The sequence below is a fragment of the Edaphosphingomonas haloaromaticamans genome (genome assembly GCF_001853345.1).
GTDB lineage: Bacteria > Pseudomonadota > Alphaproteobacteria > Sphingomonadales > Sphingomonadaceae > Sphingomonas_E > Sphingomonas_E fennica.
In genome coordinates this window covers 7,501-30,536 of the sequence record NZ_MIPT01000001.1, presented here as the reverse complement: position 1 = coordinate 30,536, position 23,036 = coordinate 7,501, and the positions used below count along the sequence as shown (strand labels likewise).

Here is a 23,036-nt window from a genome sequence, read left to right as displayed (position 1 = left end):
GCGGCTCACTTCTGCTTGGCGGTCAGAACCCATCCCTTCCCGCCCCGTTCTATGCGGACGTCGAGCAATGGCCCCAGCCGCTCCAGGAAGCGATCGCGCTGGCCGTCCAGCGCGATGACGCCACGGAAGGGCCGGGCCGCGACGTCGGGCGCGACCGAAACCGGCAGGCCGAGATTGCGGCTTATATCCTCCGCCACCACGCCGATGGGGGTGCCGTCATAGATCAGGCGGCCCTGCTTCCACGCCACCATCGCGGCGGGATCGGCCGTGCCGAGCGTGACCACCGAATCGTTCGCGCGGGCATGGAGCGTGCGGCCGGCGCCAAGCTCCACCGATTCCCCGCGCGGATTATAGACCACCGCGCCCTCCGCGACCGCGACCGAAAGCCCGGCCCGATCGCTGACGACGTTGAACACCGTGCCGACGTCGCGCAATTCCGCGCCGGCGGCATGGACGATGAAGGGGCGGCGATCGTCATGGACGACGGTGAACAGCGCCTCGCCGCGATCGAGCGTGGCAATGCGCTGGTTGCGGTGATCGAGGGTGATCCGCGATCCGCCGTTCAGGTCCACCTGGCTGCCATCCGCCAGCGCGATGCTGCGCCGTTCGCCGGGCGCGGTTTCGATGCTGTAGGGATCGGCCCGGTTCTGCAGCTCCGTATAGCCGGAGACCGCGACCAGCGACGCTGCGATTGCGCCGCCCAGCCAGCCGCCGAAGCGGCGGCGCGTGACCGGATTGGCGACCGGCGGCGCTTCGACAGGCGCGGCCGCCGGCGGCGCGGCGGCGAACCATTCCCCGACATCGGCGTCGGCGGCGGCAAGTTCATGATAGACGCGCGCGCGATCGGGATCGGCGGCCAGCCAGTCGCCGAACGCCTCCCAATCGCCGAACGCGGGATCGCGCTGGCGGATCAGCCAGTCGAGCGCCGCTTCGCGCATTGCCATGTCATCCATCATTGCCACGCCCTGTAGACGGAATCACATGCCGCCAGCCTCAGCCCCGTTTCATTCGGCATCGAGACGGCTCCTGAGCTCGATCATCGCGCGATAGGCGCGGCGCAGGTCGCTTTCGACCGTGGAGAGGCTGACGCCCAGCTCCATGGCGATCTCGCGCTGCGAAACCCCGTCCAGCCGATGCCGCCGGAACACGGTTTCCGCCCGCGTTCCCAGCGCCGCCAGCGCGGCCTCCGCCTGGCGCAGCCTTTCCCGCGCGATCAGCGTCCGCTCGCCGCCCGGCATGTCCGAAACCCCCGGCACCGTGGCGCCGGTGGCTTCGCTCCATTCATGGTCGCGCCGTTCCGCCGTGCGGAGCGCGCGATGGCGATCGACGATCAGATTGTTGGCCGCCCGGTAGAGATAGGCCAGCGGTTGCGCCACCGGCCCGGCCGGCGCCGCCGAGATGCGGACCCATAATTCCTGCAGCAGATCCTCCGCGCTTTCGCCGGCGCCATGGGCGGCGAGGAAACGAAGCAGCCGATCGCGATTCTCGAGGAAAACCGTTTCGAGGCCGCCGCTGTTCCGCATGGCCGCTTGCTATCAGCCCAATCGCGCGCCGAACAGGGCGGTGCCCACGCGGACATGGGTGGCGCCCAGCATCACCGCCGTCTCATAATCGCCCGACATGCCCATGCTGAGGCCGGCCAGCCCATGATCGCGGGCGATCTTCGCCAGCAGCGCGAAATAGGGCGCGGCCTCCGTATCGGCCGGCGGCACCGCCATCAGCCCGGCGAGCGGCAGCCCCGCCGCGCGAACCTCGGCGAGGAGCGAGGGCACATCGGCGATCGCGCAGCCGCCCTTTTGCGGCTCCTCCCCGATATTGACCTGGATGAAGCAATCCGGCCGGCGGCCGGCCCGCTCCATCGCCCGGGCGAGCGCGGTGACGAGCGACGGGCGATCGACGCCGTGGATCGCATCGAACAGGGCGACGGCATCGTCGGCCTTGTTCGACTGGAGCTGGCCGACATGGTGGAGCCGGAGCCCCGGCATCGCATCCCGCAATGCCGGCCACTTCGCCTGCGCCTCCTGCACGCGATTCTCGCCAAAGCTCGCCTGGCCCTGCGCGGCGAGCGCGAGGATCGCGTCCGCCGGCTGGGTCTTGGAAATGGCGATCAGCTCGATCTCGGAAGGGTCGCGCCCGGCGACGCGGGCGGCGCGGGCAATGCGCGCCCGCACCGATTCAAGCGCCGGCAGGCCATCATCGTCTCTGGAGTCTTCGTGTGGAACCATGGTCGCTGCTATAGGGAGCCGCATGACTTGCCGCCAGCCTTGCCCGCGCCTTTGGCTGATGACCGATGCGCGGATGGGCGAGGCGCTGTGGACCGCGCTCGGCCGGCTGCCGCGCGGGGCGGGCATCGTCTTCCGCCATTATGGCCTGCCCGATCGCCGCGCCATCTATGAGCGCGTCCGCCGGATCGCGCGGGCGCGCGGGCTGGTGCTGGTGCTGGCCGGATCGCCGCGCGAGGCGGTTGCCTGGAAGGCGGACGGCGCGCATGGCCGCTCCCCGCACCGCTTTGCCGCGCGCCCGCTGCTGCGCACCGCCCCGGCGCATGATGCGGTGGAGCAGGCCGCCGCCGCGCGGCATGGGGCCGACCTGGTCTTCCTGTCCCCCGCATTCGCCACCCGATCCCATCCCGGCGCCCGTGCGCTGGGGCCGGTGCGCTTCGGCCTGCTGGCCGGGCGCGGCCGCCTTCCGGTGATTGCCCTGGGTGGCATGGATGCGCCGCGATACCGAAGGCTGCGCGCCCTGGGCGCATCGGGCTGGGCGGGGATCGATGCCTTTACGGGCCCGGATTCTCAGGGAATCGGAGCGGCGAAGGGCTGAATTCAGGTGCGGAAGCTCCGCACCGCCCGGCGATCAGGCGCTATCCGGGCGATCAGAACTTGAAGGCGGTGCCGATATAGACGGCCTGGCTGTCGCGCCGGTCATCCTCGATCGACAGGCGATCGCGCTGGAGGCGGTAACGGACGCCGCCGGTGACCTCCAGATTGCGGGTGATCGCGTAGGAGCCGCTGAGATCGGCCGAGACCGCCTCATCCACGCCGATCAGGCCGGATCGGACGTCGGTGGGCCGATCGGCGCCGAGCTGGAACTTGGTGCTCCACTTGGGCGCGTTATAGCTGACGCCGACATCCACCGCCTCGCGGCCCGGCAGCAGGCCGCCATCGACGCGGGCGACCTCGCCCGAAAGGGCGAAGCGCTTCCAGCCCACCGCGACGCCCAGATTATAGGCGGTCGGCGTGATGCTGGTGGAAGGCGTGATCGCCAGGCGCTGGGCTTCTTCCTTGGTGGTCGCGCGGGCGCGGACCGCCACCGTCACGCCCCGGCGATTCGTGGCGGAGGAAGCGGGCGTGAAGCGGAAGGCGCCGCCGACCCCGCCGCCCGACAGCCCCGCGCCGTTGAAGGCGGCGGCAAGCTTCGGATTGGCGGCGGCGGGCGTGAAGGAACCGAGGCTCCCCGGCGCCGTCAGGCTGATGGCCGGCGCCCGCTGTTTCGCGGGCTTGACCGACGCGGCGATCGCGGGCGCAAACGCCAGGGCGCAGGCCGCCGCAGCGACCCCCGCCAATCCAGCAGTTTTGCGACTCACAGACACGGTTGCATACTCTCCCTGCAACTTGCGCCTAACATGAACGGGCAGGCGGGTTCCACCACTCGTCTGCAAATTCCCACGGCCTGTTGCACCAACTCCACAACCCGGGGAGGGTGCTGCGCGGGCATGCCAGCATCCCGCCGCCCGGCCAAGCGCCCGCGCGACGCAAGCGCGCCGCCGCACGGCGGACGGATTCGGCCCCGCATGCCGCGCTTGCGGGGCGGACGGGAGCATCTATAACGGCCCGCGACACCATATGCCTTCCAAGGACTATTTCATGGCCCGCTCGTCCGTTTCTCCCCTTGCCCTGGCCGCCGCGCTTTCCGCGCTGGTGGCGCTTTCCGCCTGCGGTGGCGGCAAGGAGCGGCCGAAGACGGACCTCGCCGCCTCGCGCGTCACCACGATCGGCGTGAACGCCTATCTGTGGCGGGCCGCGCTCGACACCCTGTCGTTCATGCCGATGGTGCAGGCGGACGCCAATGGTGGCGTGCTGGTGACCGACTGGTATGTGAACCCCGCGCTCGCCACCGAGCGGATGAAGGTGACGGTGACGGTGCTCGACCAGGATCTGCGCGCCGATGCGCTGCGGGTCGCGGCCTCGCGCCAGGTGATGCAGAACGGCCAGTGGGCAGATGCGCCCGTCCAGGCGGCGACGGTGCAGAAGCTGGAGGAGATCATCCTCACCAAGGCGCGCGACCTGCGCCGCGCCGCGGTCGCCGGCTGAGGACGGACGCCCCATGACCACGCGGTTCAACCCGCAGGCGGCGGACAAGCGCTGGCAGGCGGCCTGGGACGAGGGCCAGACCTTCCGCGCCGACGATGCCAGCCCCAAGCCCAAAAGCTATGTGCTGGAGATGTTCCCCTATCCTTCGGGGCGCATCCACATGGGCCATGTGCGCAACTATACGATGGGCGACGTGCTGGCCCGGTTCCGGCGGATGACGGGGCATGAGGTGCTCCACCCGATGGGCTGGGACGCCTTCGGCATGCCGGCCGAGAATGCGGCGATGGAAAAGAAGGTCCATCCCGGCAGCTGGACGCGCGAGAATATCGCCGCGATGAAGGCCCAGCTGAAGCGGCTGGGCTTCGCGCTCGACTGGAGCCGCGAGCTGGCGACCTGCGAGCCCGATTATTACGGGCAGGAACAGGCGCTGTTCCTCGATCTCTATGCGGCCGGCCTCGTCTATCGCAAGGAATCGGCGGTCAACTGGGACCCCGTCGACATGACGGTGCTCGCCAACGAGCAGGTGATCGACGGGCGCGGCTGGCGTTCGGGCGCGCTGGTGGAGCGGCGCAAGCTCAGCCAGTGGTTCCTCAAGATCACCGATTTCGCCGACGAGCTGCTGGAAGGCCTCTCCACGCTGGAGCAGTGGCCCGAAAAGGTGCGGCTGATGCAGGAAAACTGGATCGGCAAGAGCCAGGGCCTGCGCTTCACCTTCAAGCTGGACGCGCCGGCCGCCGGCCATGACGGCTTCGACGTGTTCACCACCCGGCCGGATACGATGTTCGGTGCCAGCTTCGCCGCCATCTCGGTCGATCATCCGATCGCGCTGGCGCTGGCGGAGCAGGACGCCCGGCTCGCCGCCTTTTCGGAGGAATGCCGCCGCACCGGCACCGCCGCGGCCGAGATCGAGACCGCCGAGAAGTTGGGCTACGACACCGGCCTTTCGGTGATCCACCCGCTCGATCCCACGTGGAAGCTGCCGCTGTTCGTCGCCAATTTCGTGCTGATGGATTATGGCACCGGCGCGGTGTTCGGCTGCCCGGCGCACGACCAGCGCGACCTCGATTTCGCCCGCAAATATGCGCTGCCGGTCGAACGGGTGGTGGCCCCTTCGCCCGAGGAGGCGGACGCGCCGATCGGCGACGAGGCCCATACCGGCCCCGGCCGGCTGGTGAATTCCCGTTTCCTCGACGGCATGTCGGTGGAAGGGGCGAAAGCGGCGGTGATCGCCCGGGCCGAAGGCGAAGGCTGGGGCCGCGGCACCACCGTGTGGCGCCTGCGCGACTGGGGGGTTTCCCGCCAGCGTTACTGGGGCACGCCGATCCCGATCATCCATTGCGACGCCTGCGGGCCCGTGGCGGTGCCGAAGGACCAGCTTCCCGTGGTGCTGCCCGAGGATGTTTCCTTCGACGTGCCGGGCAATCCGCTGGACCGTCATCCGACCTGGAAGAATGTCGATTGCCCGTCCTGCGGCGCGCCCGCGCGCCGGGAGACCGACACGCTCGACACCTTCGTCGATTCGAGCTGGTATTTCATCCGCTTCGCCAGCGCGCCCAAGGACAAGCCGTTCGATCGCGCCGTGGCCGAGCAGTGGCTGCCGGTGGGCCAGTATATCGGCGGGGTGGAGCATGCGATCCTCCACCTTCTTTATTCGCGCTTCTGGACGCGGGCGCTCAAGCGGATCGGCCGGATCGACATTGCCGAGCCCTTCACCGGCCTGTTCACGCAGGGCATGGTGACGCATGAGACCTACAAGGCGCCCGACGGCCGCTGGCTGAGCCCGGAAGAGGTGGAAAATCGCGACGGCGGGCTGGTGATCGTCGAGACCGGCGAGGCGGTGACGCCCGGCCGTGTCGAGAAGATGTCCAAATCCAAGAAGAACGTCGTCGATCCGGGGCCTATCGTCGATCAATATGGCGCGGACGCGGTGCGCTGGTTCATGCTGTCCGACAGCCCGCCCGAGCGCGATCTCGCCTGGAGCGAGGCCGGCATCGAGGGCGCGTGGCGCTTCGTCCAGCGGCTGTGGCGCCTGGCCGGCAGCATCGCGGGCACCGAGGGCGAGGACAGGGACCTGGACCGCAAGCTCCACCGCACCATCGCCGGCGTGGCGGAGGATGTGGAGGCGCTGTCCTTCAACAAGGCCGTCGCCAAGCTCTACGAGCTCGCCAACGCCATAGAGAAGGCCCAGCCTTCGGCCTCGCGCGATTTCGCGGTGCGGACGATCGTGCGTCTCGTCGCGCCGATGGTGCCGCACCTCGCCGAGGAAGCCTGGAGCCTGCTGGGCGAAACCGGCCTCGTCGCCGATGCGCCCTGGCCCGAGGCCGATCCGGCGCTGCTGGTCGATGACGAGGTGACGATTGCCATCCAGATCAACGGCAAGCTGCGCGACACGCTCGTCGCCCCCAAGGGCACCGACCGGCCGGCGCTGGAGGCGCTGGCGCTGGGATCGGACAAGGTGATCCGCCTGCTGGAAGGCAAGACGCCCAAGAAGGTGATCGTGGTGCCCGATCGCCTGGTGAATCTGGTCGCATGAGGCCGGCGCGCCCCGCCTCCCTGCTGGCGCTGGCGTTGCTCGGCCTTGCCGCGCCGATGCTGTCGGGCTGCGGGCTGCAGCCGCTTTATGCCGGCGGCAGCAAGGGCGCGGTGGCGCAATCGCTGGCCAATATCGAGGTGGCGCCGATTCCGGGGCAGGCCGGCTGGCTGGTGCGCAATGCGATCAACGACCGGCTGGCCGCCAGCGGGCCGGGGGAGAAGCGCTACCGGCTGGAGATCGAGCTGGACGACCAGCTCACCGGCTTCGGCGTCCGCACCGACAATGCCGTGACGCGCGAGCGGCGGACGCTGCGCGCCCGCTACAAGCTGATCGACGGCACCGCCGTGCTGCTGGATGCCACCGCCGGCTCCGATGCCGGCATCGACGTGGTCGGATCGGAATATGCGACCATCGCGGCCGAACAGACCGCGCTCGAGAATCTCTCCAACCAGATCGCCGACCAGATCGTCGCCCGCCTCGCGCTCTACGCCAAGCGCACCCAGACGGAGCAATGAAGGCCAGCCAGCGGCAGATCGAGCAGGCGCTGGACCGCGCCGATCCCGCGATCCGTTTCTACCTGCTCCACGGCCCCGATGAATCGGCGTCGCGCGCGTTGGCGAAGCGGCTGGCCAAGGCGCTGGGCGCCGATGCCGAGAAGGTGGCGCTGGCCGGGGCCACGCTGAAGGCCGATCCCGCCTTGCTGGCGGACGAGGCGGCCGCCATCGCCCTGTTCGGCGGCCCCCGGCATATCCTGATCGATCCGGCCGGCGACGAGATATTGGAGGCGGTCGAGGCGCTGCTGGCGCTTGCCCAGGCCGGCAATCCCGTGGTCGCCGTCGCCGGCGCGCTGCGCAAGGATTCGAAGCTGCTGAAGCTCGCCACGGCGGACGACGCGGCCATGGCCTTCGCCAGCTACGTGCCCGAGGGGCGCGACGCCGATCGCATCGCGGTGGCGCTGGGGCGGGAGATGGGGTTGCTGATCGAGCCCGACGTCGCCCGGCGGCTGGCGGCCGCCAGCGCCGGCGACCGCGCGGTGCTGGGGCAGGAGCTGGACAAGTTCGCGGCTTTCCTCGATGCGGACCGGGACCATCCCAGGCCGCTTGACCATGAAGCGCTGGACAGGCTGGGGGCCGACAGCGAGGAAGGCGATCTCAGCCGCCTCGTCGATACGGCGCTGGCCGGCGACGTCGCCGCCGCGGATGACGAGCTTTCCCGGCTGATCGCGCTCGGCACCGATGCCATCCCGATCGTCCGTGCCTTCCAGCGTCAGCTGCTGCTGCTGATCCAGCTCCGCGCCGAGGTGGCCGAGGGCAAGTCGATCGACGCGGTGATGGCGGGCCCGGCCGGACGCGCGGTGTTCTGGAAGGAAAAGGACCGGGTGGCCCGGCTCCTGACCCGCTGGACGCCCGAGGCGCTGGCCACCGCGCTCGGCCGCATGGCCGATACCGGCCGGCAGGTGATGCGCNCCGGCGGGCCGGGGATCATCGCGATGGAAACCGAGATACTGGCGCTGGCCCGCGCCGCCAGCCGCCTGCGCTAGGCCGGAATCCAGCCCGGCCCCGGCCGGATCGCCCCGCCACTTTCTGCCCGTCCCGATCAGCTCAGGCCGACGCGCCCCAGCACCTTGCGCGCCCAGGGCTGCAGCCGGTGCGGCACCCAATCGTTCACGAAATGCCGGCCGCGCACCTGCCAGTCGGTCTTGTCGCCGCTGCCGGGGCGCGGCTTGAACACGGTCGTGCGTTCGGGAACGGCGGCCGCCCCGTCCGGGAAGGCGGTGTAATAATAAAGCGCGATCGATCGCCGCGCCCGATCGGGCGGGCAGGTCAGCGGCTCGGGATGGCCGTGATAGCTGTCGAGCGCGGTGTTGAAGAGCACGGCGCGGCCCAGCAGCGGCGCGATCACCTTCTGCCGCGCCTTCATGCCCCGGTCCCACAATTCCAGATGGCCGCCATATTCCTCGGGCCAGTCGTCGTTGAGGTAGATCAGCAGGTTCAGCCGCCGCTCCACCTTCATCCGGCCGTGGATGTTGAAATCGGCATGGACGGAAAGATGCCCGCCGGCATGGATCTCATGCAGGCCGGCGCCCGAATAATAAGGATCGGGTATCAGCCCCTTGATGCCGGATATCCCCTCGATGAAGCGCAGGAAGGCATCGCTGTTCAGCTCGGCCAGCAGGTTGCGGATCAGCGCGCTTTCGATCGACTTGGGATGGAACTGGTATTTCAGCCGTTCCTGCGCGCGATTGAAATAGTCGCGTCCCTCGGTGGACGGGAATTGGGCGACGATCCGCCGCAGCAGATCCGCATCCAGGAAATCGTCGATCACCGCATGGGGAAAGGGATCGGCTGCGGCATAGTCCGCCGCCAGCGCCTCGCCGGCGGCGCGGCATTCCTCGGGATCGAAATGCAGATAGCCCTGGACGTCGCGAACATTCAGCAAAGGCATCGGCTTTCTCGCTACTCAGCAGGATCAGCCTCGATCGAGGCGGGCCGGGGCTTGTCCGGCGGTGCGGATGGTGCACCGCACACCGATCCTACGATCCGCCAGCCCAGCGTCAACCCTCGCAGCTGTCGCCCACATGCCGGCCGGACGAACGCGCCACCATCGTCATGCCCTTGCTGCCGGGGCCGCCCTGGCTCGTCATCCGCACGGTCATGTCGTAGGAATCGGCCGCATACGTGCCCGACATCTCCATCCGCAGCGGCTCGCCTTGCCCTTCGCGCGCGCCGCAGACGACCACGGCGTCGATTTTCCCGCCGGCCATGTCGAATTTTTCCGACGTGCAGTTTCCATTTTTCACGTCGGGATGTGCGAAGAAATCGGCGGGCGGCCGCTCCGCCTGCTCGGGCGTCACGCAATTGTGGAACTCGGTCTTCCGGCCGATGCCGTTCTTCAGCAGCGCCGGGTCCACGCCCGGCATCTCCATGGATATCAGCTCGGACGTGCCGTTCCAGGCGCCGGCCTTCAGCTTCACGGTTCCGCCGGACGGTGCCGTGGCCGTGGCGGCAGGCGCGGTTCCGGCGGTTTCGTTGCCGGTTCCGCTCTTGCCGCAGGCGGCGGTGGCAAGCAGCGCCGGCACCAGCAGATAGGCGATTTTCATCCGGGGCCCCTTTGCGAATGCCCGCCTGATTGCGAACAGGTTGGCAACATCCCATATTCGCACCCGATGGCAATCCAGATTCGCACCAGCCTTGCCGAGCCGGAAACCGGCGAAGGCTTCGTCCCCCACCGGCCCGAGCGGCCGCCCAAGGCGGAAGGCGGCAAGCCGTTCAAGCTCGTTTCGGACTACCAGCCCGCGGGCGACCAGCCGGCCGCGATCGCGGAGCTGGTGGAGCAGGCGAGGGCGGGCGAGCGCGATCAGGTGCTGCTGGGCGTCACCGGATCGGGCAAGACCTTCACCATGGCCAAGGTGGTGGAGGCGTTGCAGCGCCCCGCGCTGGTGCTGGCGCCCAACAAGATCCTCGCCGCACAATTATATGGGGAATTCAAGAGCTTCTTCCCCGAAAACGCGGTCGAGTTCTTCGTCAGCTATTATGATTATTACCAGCCCGAAGCCTATGTGCCGCGCACCGACACCTACATAGAGAAGGAATCGTCGATCAACGAGGCGATCGACCGGATGCGCCATTCGGCCACCCGATCGCTGCTGGAGCGCGACGACGTGCTGATCGTCGCCTCGGTCTCCTGCCTCTACGGCATCGGATCGGTGGAAACCTATTCGGCGATGATCTTCGACCTGAAGAAGGGCCAGACGGTCGACCAGCGGGAGATCATCCGCAAGCTGGTGGCGCTGCAATATAAGCGCAACGACCAGGCCTTCACCCGCGGCACCTTCCGCGTGCGCGGCGACAATCTGGAAATCTTCCCCTCGCACTATGAGGATTCGGCCTGGCGCATCGCCTTCTTCGGCGACGAGATCGAGGAGATCGTCGAGTTCGATCCGCTGACCGGCAAGAAGGCGGCCTCGCTCGATCATATCCGCGTCTATGCCAACAGCCATTATGTGACGCCGGGGCCGACCCTGAAGCAGGCGAGCGAGGCGATCCGGCACGAGCTGGCCGAGCGGCTGAAGGAGCTGCAGGCCGAGGGCAAGCTGCTGGAGGCCCAGCGGCTGGAACAGCGCACCAATTTCGATCTGGAGATGATCGCCGCGACGGGAAGCTGCGCCGGCATCGAGAATTACAGCCGCTTCCTCACCGGGCGCCTGCCGGGCGAGCCGCCGCCCACTTTGTTCGAATATCTGCCGGAAAATGCGCTGCTGTTCGTCGATGAAAGCCACCAAACGGTGCCGCAGGTTGGCGGCATGGCGCGGGGCGACCATCGGCGGAAGATCACGCTGGCCGAATATGGCTTCCGCCTGCCGAGCTGCATCGACAACCGGCCGCTGCGCTTCAACGAATGGGATGCGATGCGCCCGCAGACGGTATCCGTCTCGGCGACGCCGGGCTCGTGGGAGATGGAGCAGACCGGCGGCGTCTTCGTCGAGCAGGTGATCCGCCCGACCGGGCTGATCGATCCGCCGGTGGAGGTGCGCCCGGTCGAGGACCAGGTCGACGATCTCGTCCGCGAATGCCGGGCGGTGGCGGCGCAGGGCTATCGCGCGCTGGTGACGACGCTGACCAAGCGGATGGCCGAGGACCTCACCGAATATCTGCACGAGGCGGGGCTCAAGGTCCGCTACATGCATTCCGACGTCGAGACGCTGGAGCGTATCGAGCTGATCCGCGATCTTCGCCTGGGCGTCTATGACGTGCTGGTCGGCATCAACCTGTTGCGCGAGGGGCTCGACATCCCCGAATGCGGGCTGGTGGCGATCCTCGATGCGGACAAGGAAGGTTTCCTGCGGTCCGAAACCTCGCTGATCCAGACGATCGGCCGCGCCGCCCGCAATGCCGACGGCAAGGTGATCCTCTATGCCGATCGCATCACCGGATCGATGGAACGCGCCATGGCGGAAACCCAGCGTCGCCGCGAAAAGCAGATGGCCTACAACACCGCCCATGGCATCACGCCGGAAAGCGTGAAGCGCGCGGTCGCCGATATCGTCGGCCATCTCGCGTCCAAGGACCAGGTGACGGTCGATACCGGCATCGAGGAACGGTCGCACATGGTCGGCCATAATCTGCGCGCCTATATCGAGGAGTTGGAAGGCCGCATGCGCAAGGCGGCCGCCGATCTCGAGTTCGAGGAAGCGGGCCGGCTGCGCGACGAGATCCGCCGGCTTGAGCAGCAGGAGCTGGGCCTGCCGGTCGAGGAACATCGCGCCCCGCTCAAGGAACATGCCTCCAGCGGCCGGCCCGGCACCCGCACCACCCGTTACGGCAAGGCCAAGGCGGCACGGTCCGCCCGGCGGGGGCGCTAGGCCCTCCGTTCCGCCCGCCGGTGATCGGCCCGCCGCCGGAATCGCACCTGCCGTCTCCACGCCGTTGCGCTGGGGCCACAGTTTTCGGGCGAAAACCATGATCTTGCAACGGGATGACACCGCGCCGCGTTGTGCGGGGCGAGGGCTTGGGGGCGAGTCCTCGGCGCGCGGATGACCGTCGCGTCTCCTTGGCAGCAAGGATCATGAGTATGCGCAAAATGTTGATGATCGCCTCCGCCGCCGCCCTGTTGGCGCCGGCCGCGGCATATGCCCAGGATGGCAGCTCCCTGCCGCTGGGCATGGAACCCTATATCGGCCTGATGGCGGGCTATCATGATTTCGACAGCGACAATCGCGGCCCGCTTACCCGCAACTGCAACGGCGCGTCGGGCTGCGTGGACGGCGCGGTGATCGAGGCGGTCGGCGGCGTCAACGTGCCGGTCGGGCCGGTCTTCGTCGGCGTCGAAGGCAATTGGGCGCGCGGCTTCAGCGGCATAGACTGGGAATATGGCGTCTATGGCCGCTTCGGCGCCCGCGCCGGCAAGAGCGGGCTGATCTATGTGAAGGGCGGCCGCCAGTGGATCGATCCCGACGGCCCCGGCAACAAGGATGACGACTGGTCATACGGCATGGGCGTCGAGGTCGGGCCGCAGGATATCGGCCTTGGCGGCCTCACCCGCGCCAGCGGCGTCCGCCTGCGGCTGGAAGCCAGCACCTATGATTTCCAGAGCATCCGGCCGACCGCCGGCATCATCTACCACTTCTGATCTCGTGGCAGGCCCGGTTGCCGCCGGGCCTGCCCTTCCCGGCCGAAGGGAACCGCCGGGCCTCTCCGCGCTTTCTACCCGCATGCGCCGTAAGGGAGCGTGCCATGGACTGGAGGACGGTCCTTATCCTGGGATTCTTGCCGCTCGGCCTTTCCGCCGAAGCGGCGGCCGCGCCGGAAAGGCCGGCGGCCGGCCGGCATGGAGCGATGCCGGTGCTGCTTGCCGATGCCTGGAAATCGCCGGTCGAAAGGCAGAGCCCGGCCGATATGGCGCGGGATCGCTGGCTGCTGGGCGAACCGCTGCGCATCGCGGCGCCCGATCCGCCGGCCATCCGCTGGCGGCTGCGGGGGGCCGGCGTCAAACTGAAGATGCCGGTCGACCTGCCCTGAGCCGCCGCACGGTGGTTCAGTTCGCCCGGATCATCGGCTAGGCTGGATCGCGATCCATTCCAGGCTGATGAGGACCGGCAGTGACGAAAGCCCCACTTCCCCGGCGGGGCGCGAACTCCGCATTGCGCGATTTCCTGCGGTCCGAGGCGTCTGGCGGCATCCTGCTGATCGCCGCCGCCATCCTGGCGATGATCGTCGCCAACAGCCCCCTGGCCGAATCCTATTTCCACCTGCTCCATCACCGGACCGGGCCGGTGCTCAGCGACAAGCTGGGACCCATGACGGTGCATCTGTGGATCAACGATGCGCTGATGGCGCTGTTCTTCATGCTGGTGGGGCTGGAGATAAAGCGCGAGTTTCTCGACGGCCATCTTTCCACCTGGAAGAATCGCGGCCTGCCCATCGTCGCGGCCGCCGGCGGCATGATCGCGCCGGCCATCGTCTATCTCGCCGTCACCGGCGCGGCGCCGGCGCTGATCCGGGGATGGGCGATCCCTTCGGCCACCGACATCGCCTTCGCCATCGGCGTGCTGGCGCTGCTCGGCAGCCGCGCGCCGACATCGCTCAAGCTGTTCCTCACCACCGTGGCGATCGTCGACGACATGGGCGCCGTGGTGATCATCGCCGTCGCCTATACCGCCAGCATCGGGGGAGCAGCGCTGCTGGCCGCCGCCATGCTGTGGGCGGCGATGTTCGTCCTCAACCGGCTGAAGGTGATGCGGCTCTGGCCCTATCTGCTGCTGGCGGCCGCCTTGTGGTTCGCGGTGCTGTCGTCGGGCGTGCACGCGACGATCGCCGGCGTGCTGGCGGCGATGGCGATTCCGCTGCGCGTCACGCCGGCCGCGCCCGATGCCGATGATTCCCCGCTGCACCGGCTGGAACATGGCCTCCATCCCTGGGTCGCCTACGCCATCGTCCCCTTGTTCGGCTTTGCCAATGCCGGCGTTTCGCTCAACGGGGTGGGGGCCGAGCAGCTTTTCGCGCCGCTGCCGCTCGGCATCGCGCTCGGCCTGTTCCTCGGCAAGCAGGCCGGCATCTTCGCCAGCATCCGGCTGGCGGTGGCGCTGCGGATCGGCGATCGCCCGGCCGGGGCGACCTGGCTCCAGGTCTATGGGGTGTCGCTGCTCTGCGGCATCGGCTTCACGATGAGTCTGTTCATCGGCGGCCTCGCCTTCGTCGATCCGCTGCTGATGGACGAGGTGAGGATCGGCGTTCTCGGCGGCTCGCTGCTGTCGGCGCTGGCCGGCTTCACGCTGCTGCGCCTCGCGCCCGCAAAAGGAAAAAATTAAGCATCCATCGCTACCTCCGTTCGTTCTTCCCACTGGGAATCGGATGGACGATCGTGCGGATACTGGCGGTGATTCACGAACAGCGGGCGGAAGATTCGCGCAACGACACGCGCCGTCCGGTCGATATCAATGCCAGCCTGCGCATGGCCGGCGCGCGCGGCATCGGCTGCGTGCTCTCCAATATCTCGCTCGCCGGCTTCATGGCGCGCAGCTATGCGCGGGTCGAGCCGGGCCGGCCGATCTGGCTGCGCGTGCCGGGCTTTCCGGCGCTGGCCGCGCGCGTGATCTGGTCCGACGACCAGCGGCTCGGCTGCCAGTTCGAAACGCCGCTCTCGCCCGAAATGCTGGTGCGGATCGTGGCCGAGGCGCCCAATCTCCACTGATTCCGGCTCCGGTGGCCGGGACCGGACAGCAAAAGGGCGGCCGTCGCGGGCCGCCCTTCGCATTTTAACGAGGCCGGAGGCTCAGAGCTTGTCGGTCAGTTCCGGCACGACCTTGAACAGGTCGCCGACCAGGCCGATGTCCGCCACCTGGAAGATGGGGGCGTCCTCGTCCTTGTTAATGGCGATGATGGTCTTGGAATCCTTCATGCCGGCGAGGTGCTGGATCGCGCCCGAGATGCCGACCGCGATATAGACTTCCGGGGCGACGATCTTGCCGGTCTGGCCGACCTGATAGTCGTTGGGCACATAGCCCGCGTCCACCGCCGCGCGGCTCGCGCCGACGGCCGCGCCCAGCTTGTCGGCGAGCGGCTCGATGATCGTGTGGAAATTCTCGCTGTTCTGCAGCGCGCGGCCGCCCGAGACGATGATCTTGGCCGACGTCAGCTCCGGCCGCTCGGACTTGGAGATTTCCGCGCCGACGAAGCTCGACAGCCCCGAATCGCCCTTGCCGGCCACCGCTTCCACGGCTGCCGATCCGCCCTCGCGCGCCGCCTTCTCGAAGGCGGTGCCGCGCACCGTGATCACCTTCTTGGCATCCGACGACTGCACCTTGGCGATCGCGTTGCCGGCATAGATCGGCCGGGTGAACGTATCGGCTGATTCCACCGACAGGATGTCGGAGATCTGCATCACGTCCAGCAGGGCGGCGACGCGCGGCGCGATATTCTTGCCGTTCGACGTGGCGGGCGCCACGAACGCATCGTAATTCGCCATCAGGTCCACGACCAGCGGCGCCACATTTTCCGGCAGGGCATGGGCATAGGCCGCGTCGTCCGCCAGCAGCACCTTGGAAACGCCGGCGATCTTGGCGGCGGCATCGGCCGCGGCCTGCGCGCCCGAACCCGCGACCAGCGCGTGGACCTCGCCCAGCTTGCCCGCCGCGGTGACGGCGGCGAGCGTCGCATCCTTCACGGACGCATTGTCATGTTCGACCAGAACCAGAACGGTCATGCCGCAACTCCCAGCGCCTTGAGCTTGGCGACAAGCTCGTCAACATCCGCAACCTTCACGCCCGCCGTCCGCTTGGGCGGCTCGGAGACGTTGAGGGTCTTGAGGCGCGGGCTGGTGTCCACGCCGTAATCGGCCGGGGTCTTCTGCGCGAGCGGCTTGGACTTGGCCTTCATGATGTTCGGCAGCGAGGCGTAGCGCGGCTCGTTCAGGCGAAGATCGGTGGTGACGATCGCCGGGGCCTTGAGGCTCACGGTCTCGAGGCCGCCGTCCACCTCGCGGGTCACCTTCACGCTGTCGCCTTCGACGGTGACGGCGCTGGCGAAGGTGCCCTGCGGCCGGCCGGTCAGCGCCGCCAGCATCTGGCCGGTCTGGTTGGAATCGTCGTCGATCGCCTGCTTGCCCAGGATCACCAGGCCGGGCTGTTCCTCGTCGACGATCGCCTTCAGGATCTTGGCGACCGCCAGCGGCTCCACCTCGCCCTCGGCCACCACCAGGATCGCGCGATCCGCGCCCATCGCCAGCGCCGTGCGCAGGGTCTCCTGCGCCTTCGCCTCGCCGATCGAAACCGCGACGATCTCGGTCGCCACGCCCTTTTCCTTCAGGCGGATGGCTTCCTCGACCGCGATCTCGTCGAACGGGTTCATCGACATCTTGACGTTGGCCAGATCGACGCCGGTCCCGTCCATCTTCACCCGCGGCTTCACATTATAATCGATCACCCGCTTCACGGGCACCAATAGCTTCATGAGCTGTCTCCTTGAGCCTTCCGATCTCCCTGGGGAGGAGTGATCAGGCGGCCTTCTTCACCTGCGCCACGATCTTCTTGGCGGCGTCGCCCAGATCGTCGGCGGCCACGATCGGCAGGCCGCTATTGGCGAGGATGTCCTTGCCCTGCTGGACGTTGGTGCCTTCGAGGCGGACGACCAGCGGAACCGAAAGATTCACTTCCTTGGCGGCCGCGACGATGCCCTCGGCGATGATATCGCAGCGCATGATGCCGCCGAAGATGTTGACGAGGATGCCTTCCACCGCCGGGTCGCTGAGGATCAGCTTGAAGGCTTCCGTCACCTTCTCCTTGCTGGCGCCCCCGCCCACGTCGAGGAAGTTGGCCGGGAAGGCGCCATTGAGCTTGATGATGTCCATCGTCGCCATGGCGAGGCCGGCGCCGTTGACCATGCAGCCGATATTGCCGTCCAGCTTGATGTAGGCGAGGTCATACTTCGACGCTTCGACCTCGGCGGGATCCTCCTCGGTCTCGTCGCGCAGCGCCAGGATATCCGGGTGGCGGAAGAGGGCGTTCGAGTCGAAGCTCACCTTGGCGTCGAGCACCAGCAGCTTGCCGTCGGTCGTCTCGATCAGCGGGTTGATCTCGAGCATCGCCATGTCGGTGGCGGTGAACGCCTCGTAGAGCTGGCCGGCGAGCTTCACGGCCTGCTTGTTGAGATCGCCCTTCAGCTGAAGCGCAAAGGCCACGGCGCGGCCATGGTGCGGCTGGAAGCCTTCGGCCGGGTCGATGGTGATGGTGCGGATCTTCTCGGGCGTGCTGTGCGCCACTTCCTCGATGTCCATGCCGCCTTCGGTGGAGACGATCATGGCGATCCGGCCGGTCTTACGATCGACCAGCATGGAGAGGTAATATTCCTTGGCGATGTCCGCGCCGTCGGTGATGTAGAGGCGGTTCACCTGCTTGCCGGCTTCGCCCGTCTGGATGGTGACGAGGGTGTTGCCCAGCATGTCGGCCGCATTCGCGCGCACTTCGTCCAGGGTCTTGGAAAGGCGCACGCCGCCCTTGGCGTCGGCCGGCAGTTCCTTGAACTTGCCCTTGCCGCGGCCGCCCGCGTGGATCTGGGCCTTCACCACATAAAGCGGTCCGGGGAGCTTGCCGGCGGCGGCGACCGCTTCGTCGACCGTCAGGGCGGCGTGCCCCGCGGGAATCGCGACGCCGAACTTCGCCAGCAGTTCCTTGGCCTGATATTCGTGGATGTTCATGACGCTCCCAGCCTGCTCCGGTTCAAAATCCGCCGGGCTAAAGCATGAAAGTGTCGCGAATGAAAGCCCGCACGCGCGGCATCCGGCGCAAAGATGGGCCGGTCAGCCGGCTATGGCGCAGCCTATGCCTGCCCGGCTGACCACGGCGAATATCTCCGGGTCCTTCAATGCGCGCAGGTGGTGGAGGAACTGGTCGATGGTCATCGATCCGATATCGCGATCGGGCATCTTCGCCAGCGACTGCAAGCGTTTGAGCTGGGTTATCGAAAGCCTGTCGACCATGCGTTCCGCCATGCAGCCGGCGATCGGCGGGGCGATCCCGGCGTCGATCAGCGATGCCCGCACCCGGGCCTCGGGCGAGGTGGAGGCGCAGCCGGCAAGCGCGAGCGCGCCGGCGATCACGGGGAAATATGTCTTCATGGCCATGCTTATTTTGTCCGAACCGATGAATCGGAGCTGAGCGGGAATCAGCCGGCGAGCAGCCGGGTGACATGGCCCATCTTGCGCCCGGGGCGCGGCGCCCCCTTGCCGTAGAGATGGAGATGGGCGGTCGGATCGGCGAGAATTGCGGGCCAGTCGTCCGCTTCGGCGCCGATCAGGTTGCGCATTTCGACTCGCGGCGCGGCGAGCGCGGTGGAGCCGAGCGGCAGGCCGCAGATCGCGCGGATATGGTTTTCGAACTGGCAGGTCACCGCCCCCTCGATCGTCCAGTGGCCGCTATTGTGGACGCGGGGCGCCATCTCGTTGAACACCGGCCCGCCGGCGGTGGCGAAATATTCCACCGCGAGCACGCCGACATAATCCAGCGCCTCGGCGACTCGCCGGGTCATCGCCACGGCTTCCTCCACCTGCGCCTGCACCAGCGGCCCGGCGGGCACGGTGGAAAGGGCGAGGATGCCGTTTTCGTGGACATTGTCCGGTGCGTCCCAGGTGGCGAAGGCGCCATCGATGCCGCGCACGGCGATGATCGAGAATTCCCGGTCGAAGCGGACGAATCCCTCCAGCACCGCCGGCCGGCTGCCGATCGCCGCCCAGGCGGCCTCGGCATCGGCGGGGGAGGCGATGCGCGCCTGGCCCTTGCCGTCATAGCCGAAGCGGCGCGTCTTGAGGATCGCGGGCGCGCCGAGATCGGCGATCGCGGCGCGCAAGCCCTCCAGATCGTCCACCGCGCGATAGGGCGCGGGCCGCAGGTTGAGCCCGGCGACGAAATCCTTCTCGGCCAGCCGGTCCTGCGCCACTTCCAGCGCGATCGGATTGGGGTGGAGGCGCGATGCCAGCAGCTTCACCGGCGCCACGGGCACATTCTCGAACTCGTAGGTCAGGACGTCGACGGTGGCGGCGAAGGCGGCCAGCGCATCGGCATCCTCATAGGCGCCCTGCGTCCAGCTTGCCGAAACGTCGGCGGCCGGCCCGCTCGCCTCGGGCGCGTAGATATGGCAGCGATAGCCGAGTCGCGCCGCCGCCAGGGCCAGCATGCGGCCCAGCTGGCCGCCGCCGATGATGCCGATGCGCGAACCGGGGGGAACGATCATCCTCAGCCCTTACTCCGGCGTTTCGGCGACGTCGGCGGTCTGCCGCGCGCGCCAGGCGTCCAGCCGGGCGGCCAGCGCCTCGTCGGTGGTGGCGAGGATCGCGGCGGCGAGCAGGGCGGCGTTGACCGCGCCGGCCCGGCCGATGGCCAGCGTGCCCACCGGGATGCCCGCCGGCATCTGGACGATGGAAAGCAGGCTGTCCATGCCGCTCAGCGCCTTGGATTCCACGGGCACGCCCAGCACGGGCAGGCGCGTCATCGATGCGGCCATGCCCGGCAGGTGGGCGGCACCGCCGGCGCCCGCGATCACCACGCGCAGGCCGCGCCCGGCGGCGGACTTCGCATAATCATAAAGCCGCTCGGGCGTGCGGTGCGCGGAAACGACCTTGCATTCGTGCGCGATGCCGAGCGCGTCGAGCGTCTCGGCGGCATGGCGCATCGTCTCCCAGTCGGAGCGGGAGCCCATGATGATCCCGATCAGCGGCCCGGCATCGGCCATTCTCGTTCCCCCGGCAAAGCGCGGTCCTTAATGCGGGACGGCGCGGCGCGCTAGATGCAACTGGGTCTGCGGCCCGCCGGCGCCGGCGGGCGCCACCTCAGCGTTCGGACAGATAGTAACGGTCCTTCGCGGAAAGATCGTCGGCAAGCTCGTAGACGATCGGCTGCCCGGTCGGGATCTCCAGCTCGGTGATCTCATCGTCCGGGATGTGCGACAGATGCTTCACCAGCGCGCGCAGCGAATTGCCGTGCGCGGAGATCACGACCCGCTGGCCGGACCGCAGCGCGGGCGCGATCCGCTGTTCCCAATAAGGCAGCACGCGGGCGATCGTGTCCTTCAGGCTTTCGGTATTGGGAATGGCGATGCCGGCATAGCGGCGATCACCGGAAAGATCCCATTCGCTGCCGGCTTCCAGCGGCGGCGGCGGCACATCGAACGAGCGGCGCCAGATCTTCACCTGCGCCTCGCCATGCTTGGCGGCGGTCTCCGCCTTGTTGAGGCCGGTCAGCCCGCCATAATGGCGCTCGTTCAGCCGCCAGTCCTTCTCCACCGGCAGCCACAGCCGGCCCATCGCCTCCAGGGCGATGTTCAGCGTCTTGATCGCGCGGGTCTGCAGGCTGGTGAAGGCGATGTCGAAATCCAGGCCCTTGGCGGCCATCAGCTCGCCGGCGGCCTTGGCCTCGGCGATTCCCTGCTCGGTCAGCGTCACGTCCCACCAGCCGGTGAAGCGGTTTTCGAGGTTCCAGGCGGACTGGCCGTGGCGGATCAGGACGAGCGTGGGCATGGCGGCTCCCGGATTTTGACGATTCGGGCCGCTAACTAGCGGCTCGNGCGGCGGGCGCAACGTGTCTCGGCACGATTGCCGTCGGGGCGGGCGCACTTTCCGGGCCGTCGGCGCCGAACGGCCCGCCCGGTGCGCCCTTCCGCGCCATGGGAGATTCCACCTGCTTCGAAAAGGCTCTAGGAACGCGGACGAACCCGCCCTGCCGGAGGAAGGCCCCATGACGATCCAGACCCGACCCGTCGAGCATGACGGCCCCGGCGGCCCGTTCGAAGGCGTCTATATATGGGATGATGCCGTTTCCGGCCCGCGCCCCGGCGTGCTGGTCTTCCCCAATGTCATGGGGCTCAAGGCGTTCGATATCGAACGCGGCAAGGCGCTGGCGGCGCAAGGCTATGTCGCTTTCGCCGCTGACGTCTATGGCAAGGGCAGGCGGCCGGCGGACCGGGAATCCGCCTTCGCGCTGATGCAGGAAGCCGGCGGCGACCGGAAGATATTGCAGGGTCGCCTGCTCGCGTCGCTGGCGGCGATCCGCGCCCAGCCGGAAACCGACGCCGCGCGCGTCGCCGCGATTGGCTTCTGCTTCGGCGGCAAGTGCGTGCTCGATCTCGCCCGCTCGGGCGCGGACGTGGACGGGGTGGCGAGCTTCCACGGCGTCTATGATCCGCCGCCCTTCGCCAATGCCGATCCGATCCGCGCCCGGCTGATCGTGTTCCACGGCTGGGACGACCCGCTCTGCCCGCCGGAGGCGACCGTCGCGCTCGCGCGGGAGCTGACGGCCGCCGGGGCCGACTGGCAGATCCATGCCTATGGCCACACCGGCCATGCCTTCACCTCGCCCGAGGCGAGCGGTCCTGGCCTTGCCTACCAGCCCGATGCCGATCGCCGCTCCTGGCAGGCGTTCGGCAACTTCCTTGGCGAATTGTGGGGGTAGCGCGGGGCGGGGGGCTCGCCTTATAGCGCCTCCCATGGTTCGCTTTTCGTTCTGTGGAGTCGATCTGGCCGCGCTGCCGCACGGCGCCCTGTTCCTGCCGGGCCGGCGCGCGCTGCTCGTCGCCGATCTCCATCTCGAAAAAGCGAGCTGGTTCGCCGCCGGCGGGCAGATGCTGCCGCCTTATGATTCCATGGCCACCCTCACCGATCTCGATCGCATCGCGCGCGACGTGGATGCGGCGGAGATATGGTGCCTGGGGGACAGCTTCCACGATTCCGCCGGCTGCGACCGGCTGCCTGCGCCGGCCGAGGCGCTGCTCCGCCGGATGGCGGGCGCGATGCGCTGGACCTGGATCACCGGCAATCACGATGCCGGCATGGTCGATCGCTGCGGCGGGGCGGTGACGGCGGAAGCCGAGGTGGAGGGCCTGCTGCTCCGTCACGAAGCCGACCCCGCCGATCCCCGGCCGGAGCTGTCGGGCCATTATCACCCGAAGCTGCGCGTTTCGATGCGCGGCCGGCAGGTGGCCCGCCGCTGCTTCGTCGCCAGCGCCACCAAGCTGATCCTGCCGGCCTTCGGCGCGCTCACCGGCGGGCTCGATGCCGGCCATCCCGAAATCCTCCGCGCGGTGGGCGGCCCCGCCCAGGCCTGGGTGCCGCTCGCCGATCGGATGCTCCGCTTCCCGCTCGCGGCCTGAGCGCCGCCGGCGCTCAGCGCGCCGCGGTGGGGCGGACGACGATCTCGTTCACATCGACATCGCCGGGCTGCTCGATGGCAAAGGCGATGGCGCGGGCGATCGCATCGGCCGGGATGGCGGTCTCGCGATAGCGTTCGATCATCGCCCGGGTCTCGGCATGGGTGATGGTGCCGGCCAGCTCGGATTCGGTCACGCCCGGCGAGACCACGGTGACGCGGATATCCTGATTTTCCAGCCGCAACCCTTCCGAAAGCGCGCGCACCGCATATTTGGTTGCCGAATAGACGGCGCCCGTCTCCATCACCCGGTGGCCGGCGATCGAGGAGATGTTGACGAAATGGCCGCTGCCCTGGGCCTTCATCCGCGGCAGGGCGGCGGCGATGCCGTTCAGCACGCCCTTGATGTTCACATCCACCATCCGGTCCCATTCGTCGACCTTCAGCGCGGCGATCGGCGAAAGCGGCATCAGGCCGGCATTGTTGACGAGCACGTCGACACGGCCGTGCTTCTCCAGGGCGGTGGCGACGAAAGCCTCCATGCTGGCGCGATCGGTGACGTCGA

At 68.4% G+C, this 23,036-nt stretch carries 26 protein-coding genes (1 of these 26 running past the window's edge); 12 read left to right on the top strand and 14 right to left on the bottom strand.

What is annotated here, in order from left to right; all coding sequences use genetic code 11:
• Window positions 1-5 precede the first annotated feature (5 nt).
• The 3 genes from BHE75_RS00165 to BHE75_RS00155 are packed head-to-tail and all read right to left on the bottom strand — an operon-like array spanning window position 6 to window position 2,225.
• Entirely contained in the window at window positions 6-944 is a 939-nt protein-coding gene (locus BHE75_RS00165; protein ID WP_254684315.1) for a FecR family protein, read from the bottom strand.
• 60 nt (window positions 945-1,004) lie between these two features.
• Window positions 1,005-1,523, bottom strand: a complete 519-nt coding sequence (locus BHE75_RS00160; RefSeq protein WP_070931597.1) for a sigma-70 family RNA polymerase sigma factor — start codon at window positions 1,521-1,523, stop codon at window positions 1,005-1,007.
• 12 nt (window positions 1,524-1,535) lie between these two features.
• A complete protein-coding gene (locus tag BHE75_RS00155; RefSeq protein ID WP_070931595.1) occupies window positions 1,536-2,225 on the bottom strand; it encodes a YggS family pyridoxal phosphate-dependent enzyme in 690 nt (229 codons plus the stop codon).
• Window positions 2,226-2,283: 58 nt separating this feature from the next.
• Here BHE75_RS00155 and BHE75_RS00150 point away from each other — a divergent pair, with 58 nt between their 5' ends.
• A complete protein-coding gene (locus BHE75_RS00150; protein ID WP_254684314.1) occupies window positions 2,284-2,820 on the top strand; it encodes a thiamine phosphate synthase in 537 nt (178 codons plus the stop codon).
• 52 nt (window positions 2,821-2,872) lie between these two features.
• Here BHE75_RS00150 and BHE75_RS00145 read toward each other — a convergent pair whose 3' ends face one another.
• Window positions 2,873-3,562, bottom strand: coding sequence for a hypothetical protein (locus BHE75_RS00145; RefSeq protein ID WP_015458742.1), 690 nt, complete (start codon window positions 3,560-3,562; stop codon window positions 2,873-2,875).
• Between the two features lie 301 nt (window positions 3,563-3,863).
• On the opposite strand from BHE75_RS00145, the gene BHE75_RS00140 reads away from it, so the two are divergent.
• Genes BHE75_RS00140 through holA form a run of 4 tightly spaced genes read left to right on the top strand, consistent with a single transcriptional unit; the run spans window position 3,864 to window position 8,383 of the window.
• On the top strand, window positions 3,864-4,310 hold the full coding sequence (locus tag BHE75_RS00140; RefSeq protein ID WP_041865322.1) for a DUF3576 domain-containing protein: 447 nt from the start codon (window positions 3,864-3,866) through the stop codon (window positions 4,308-4,310).
• 13 nt (window positions 4,311-4,323) lie between these two features.
• A complete protein-coding gene (gene leuS / locus BHE75_RS00135) occupies window positions 4,324-6,843 on the top strand; it encodes a leucine--tRNA ligase (RefSeq protein WP_070931591.1) in 2,520 nt (839 codons plus the stop codon).
• Window positions 6,840-7,358 carry an LPS assembly lipoprotein LptE gene (gene lptE / locus BHE75_RS00130; protein ID WP_015458739.1) on the top strand — a complete coding sequence of 173 codons (519 nt, stop codon included), beginning with the start codon at window positions 6,840-6,842 and terminating at the stop codon, window positions 7,356-7,358. Before leuS ends, lptE begins: the two co-directional genes overlap by 4 nt.
• Window positions 7,355-8,383, top strand: a complete 1,029-nt coding sequence (gene holA / locus BHE75_RS00125; protein ID WP_070931589.1) for a DNA polymerase III subunit delta — start codon at window positions 7,355-7,357, stop codon at window positions 8,381-8,383. Before lptE ends, holA begins: the two co-directional genes overlap by 4 nt.
• A 56-nt stretch (window positions 8,384-8,439) precedes the next feature.
• Here the strand turns inward: holA and BHE75_RS00120 are convergent, their stop codons facing one another.
• Both BHE75_RS00120 and BHE75_RS00115 read right to left on the bottom strand, forming a co-directional pair.
• Window positions 8,440-9,288 carry a 2OG-Fe(II) oxygenase gene (locus BHE75_RS00120; protein WP_070931587.1) on the bottom strand — a complete coding sequence of 283 codons (849 nt, stop codon included), beginning with the start codon at window positions 9,286-9,288 and terminating at the stop codon, window positions 8,440-8,442.
• A gap of 109 nt (window positions 9,289-9,397) precedes the next feature.
• Window positions 9,398-9,943, bottom strand: coding sequence for a DUF3617 domain-containing protein (locus BHE75_RS00115; RefSeq protein ID WP_070931585.1), 546 nt, complete (start codon window positions 9,941-9,943; stop codon window positions 9,398-9,400).
• 66 nt (window positions 9,944-10,009) lie between these two features.
• On the opposite strand from BHE75_RS00115, the gene uvrB reads away from it, so the two are divergent.
• From uvrB to BHE75_RS00090, 5 genes are all read left to right on the top strand, one after another.
• On the top strand, window positions 10,010-12,205 hold the full coding sequence (gene uvrB / locus BHE75_RS00110; protein WP_070931583.1) for an excinuclease ABC subunit UvrB: 2,196 nt from the start codon (window positions 10,010-10,012) through the stop codon (window positions 12,203-12,205).
• A 209-nt stretch (window positions 12,206-12,414) separates the two neighbouring features.
• Window positions 12,415-12,972 (top strand): hypothetical protein, encoded by a 558-nt coding sequence (locus BHE75_RS00105; protein ID WP_015458734.1) that lies wholly within the window; start codon window positions 12,415-12,417, stop codon window positions 12,970-12,972.
• Between the two features lie 104 nt (window positions 12,973-13,076).
• Window positions 13,077-13,361, top strand: a complete 285-nt coding sequence (locus BHE75_RS00100; RefSeq protein WP_070931581.1) for a hypothetical protein — start codon at window positions 13,077-13,079, stop codon at window positions 13,359-13,361.
• A gap of 80 nt (window positions 13,362-13,441) precedes the next feature.
• On the top strand, window positions 13,442-14,650 hold the full coding sequence (gene nhaA / locus BHE75_RS00095; RefSeq protein WP_070931579.1) for a Na+/H+ antiporter NhaA: 1,209 nt from the start codon (window positions 13,442-13,444) through the stop codon (window positions 14,648-14,650).
• A gap of 53 nt (window positions 14,651-14,703) precedes the next feature.
• A complete protein-coding gene (locus BHE75_RS00090; RefSeq protein ID WP_015458731.1) occupies window positions 14,704-15,033 on the top strand; it encodes a PilZ domain-containing protein in 330 nt (109 codons plus the stop codon).
• Between the two features lie 81 nt (window positions 15,034-15,114).
• Here the strand turns inward: BHE75_RS00090 and BHE75_RS00085 are convergent, their stop codons facing one another.
• The 7 genes from BHE75_RS00085 to gpmA all read right to left on the bottom strand — a co-directional run bounded on the left by BHE75_RS00085 (window position 15,115) and on the right by gpmA (window position 20,847).
• Window positions 15,115-16,044: an electron transfer flavoprotein subunit alpha/FixB family protein gene (locus BHE75_RS00085; RefSeq protein WP_015458730.1), complete on the bottom strand. Its 930-nt coding sequence runs from the start codon at window positions 16,042-16,044 to the stop codon at window positions 15,115-15,117.
• Window positions 16,041-16,790 (bottom strand): electron transfer flavoprotein subunit beta/FixA family protein, encoded by a 750-nt coding sequence (locus tag BHE75_RS00080; RefSeq protein WP_015458729.1) that lies wholly within the window; start codon window positions 16,788-16,790, stop codon window positions 16,041-16,043. The genes BHE75_RS00085 and BHE75_RS00080 overlap by 4 nt, the downstream gene beginning before the upstream one ends.
• A gap of 43 nt (window positions 16,791-16,833) precedes the next feature.
• The gene (gene sucC, locus BHE75_RS00075; protein ID WP_015458728.1) at window positions 16,834-18,033 is read right to left on the bottom strand and encodes an ADP-forming succinate--CoA ligase subunit beta; all 1,200 of its coding nucleotides are present in this window, start codon (window positions 18,031-18,033) and stop codon (window positions 16,834-16,836) included.
• A gap of 102 nt (window positions 18,034-18,135) precedes the next feature.
• A complete protein-coding gene (locus tag BHE75_RS00070) occupies window positions 18,136-18,453 on the bottom strand; it encodes a hypothetical protein (protein ID WP_041865321.1) in 318 nt (105 codons plus the stop codon).
• Between the two features lie 47 nt (window positions 18,454-18,500).
• Window positions 18,501-19,565, bottom strand: a complete 1,065-nt coding sequence (locus BHE75_RS00065) for a 5-(carboxyamino)imidazole ribonucleotide synthase (protein WP_070931577.1) — start codon at window positions 19,563-19,565, stop codon at window positions 18,501-18,503.
• A gap of 9 nt (window positions 19,566-19,574) precedes the next feature.
• A complete protein-coding gene (gene purE / locus BHE75_RS00060; RefSeq protein ID WP_015458725.1) occupies window positions 19,575-20,063 on the bottom strand; it encodes a 5-(carboxyamino)imidazole ribonucleotide mutase in 489 nt (162 codons plus the stop codon).
• 97 nt (window positions 20,064-20,160) lie between these two features.
• Window positions 20,161-20,847 (bottom strand): 2,3-diphosphoglycerate-dependent phosphoglycerate mutase, encoded by a 687-nt coding sequence (gene gpmA / locus BHE75_RS00055; protein ID WP_070931575.1) that lies wholly within the window; start codon window positions 20,845-20,847, stop codon window positions 20,161-20,163.
• Between the two features lie 217 nt (window positions 20,848-21,064).
• Between gpmA and BHE75_RS00050 the strand changes: the two genes are divergently transcribed.
• Together BHE75_RS00050 and pdeM are read left to right on the top strand one after the other, a co-directional pair.
• Window positions 21,065-21,778: a dienelactone hydrolase family protein gene (locus BHE75_RS00050; protein WP_070931572.1), complete on the top strand. Its 714-nt coding sequence runs from the start codon at window positions 21,065-21,067 to the stop codon at window positions 21,776-21,778.
• A 34-nt stretch (window positions 21,779-21,812) separates the two neighbouring features.
• Window positions 21,813-22,475 carry a ligase-associated DNA damage response endonuclease PdeM gene (pdeM, locus tag BHE75_RS00045; RefSeq protein WP_070931570.1) on the top strand — a complete coding sequence of 221 codons (663 nt, stop codon included), beginning with the start codon at window positions 21,813-21,815 and terminating at the stop codon, window positions 22,473-22,475.
• A 13-nt stretch (window positions 22,476-22,488) separates the two neighbouring features.
• On the opposite strand, the gene BHE75_RS00040 is transcribed toward pdeM, so the two are convergent.
• On the bottom strand, window positions 22,489-23,036 hold the 3' portion of the coding sequence (locus BHE75_RS00040) for an SDR family oxidoreductase (protein WP_070931568.1). The gene runs 184 nt beyond the window's last position; the window shows 548 of its 732 coding nt (coding positions 185-732); its start codon lies off the right edge, out of view; it ends in the stop codon at window positions 22,489-22,491.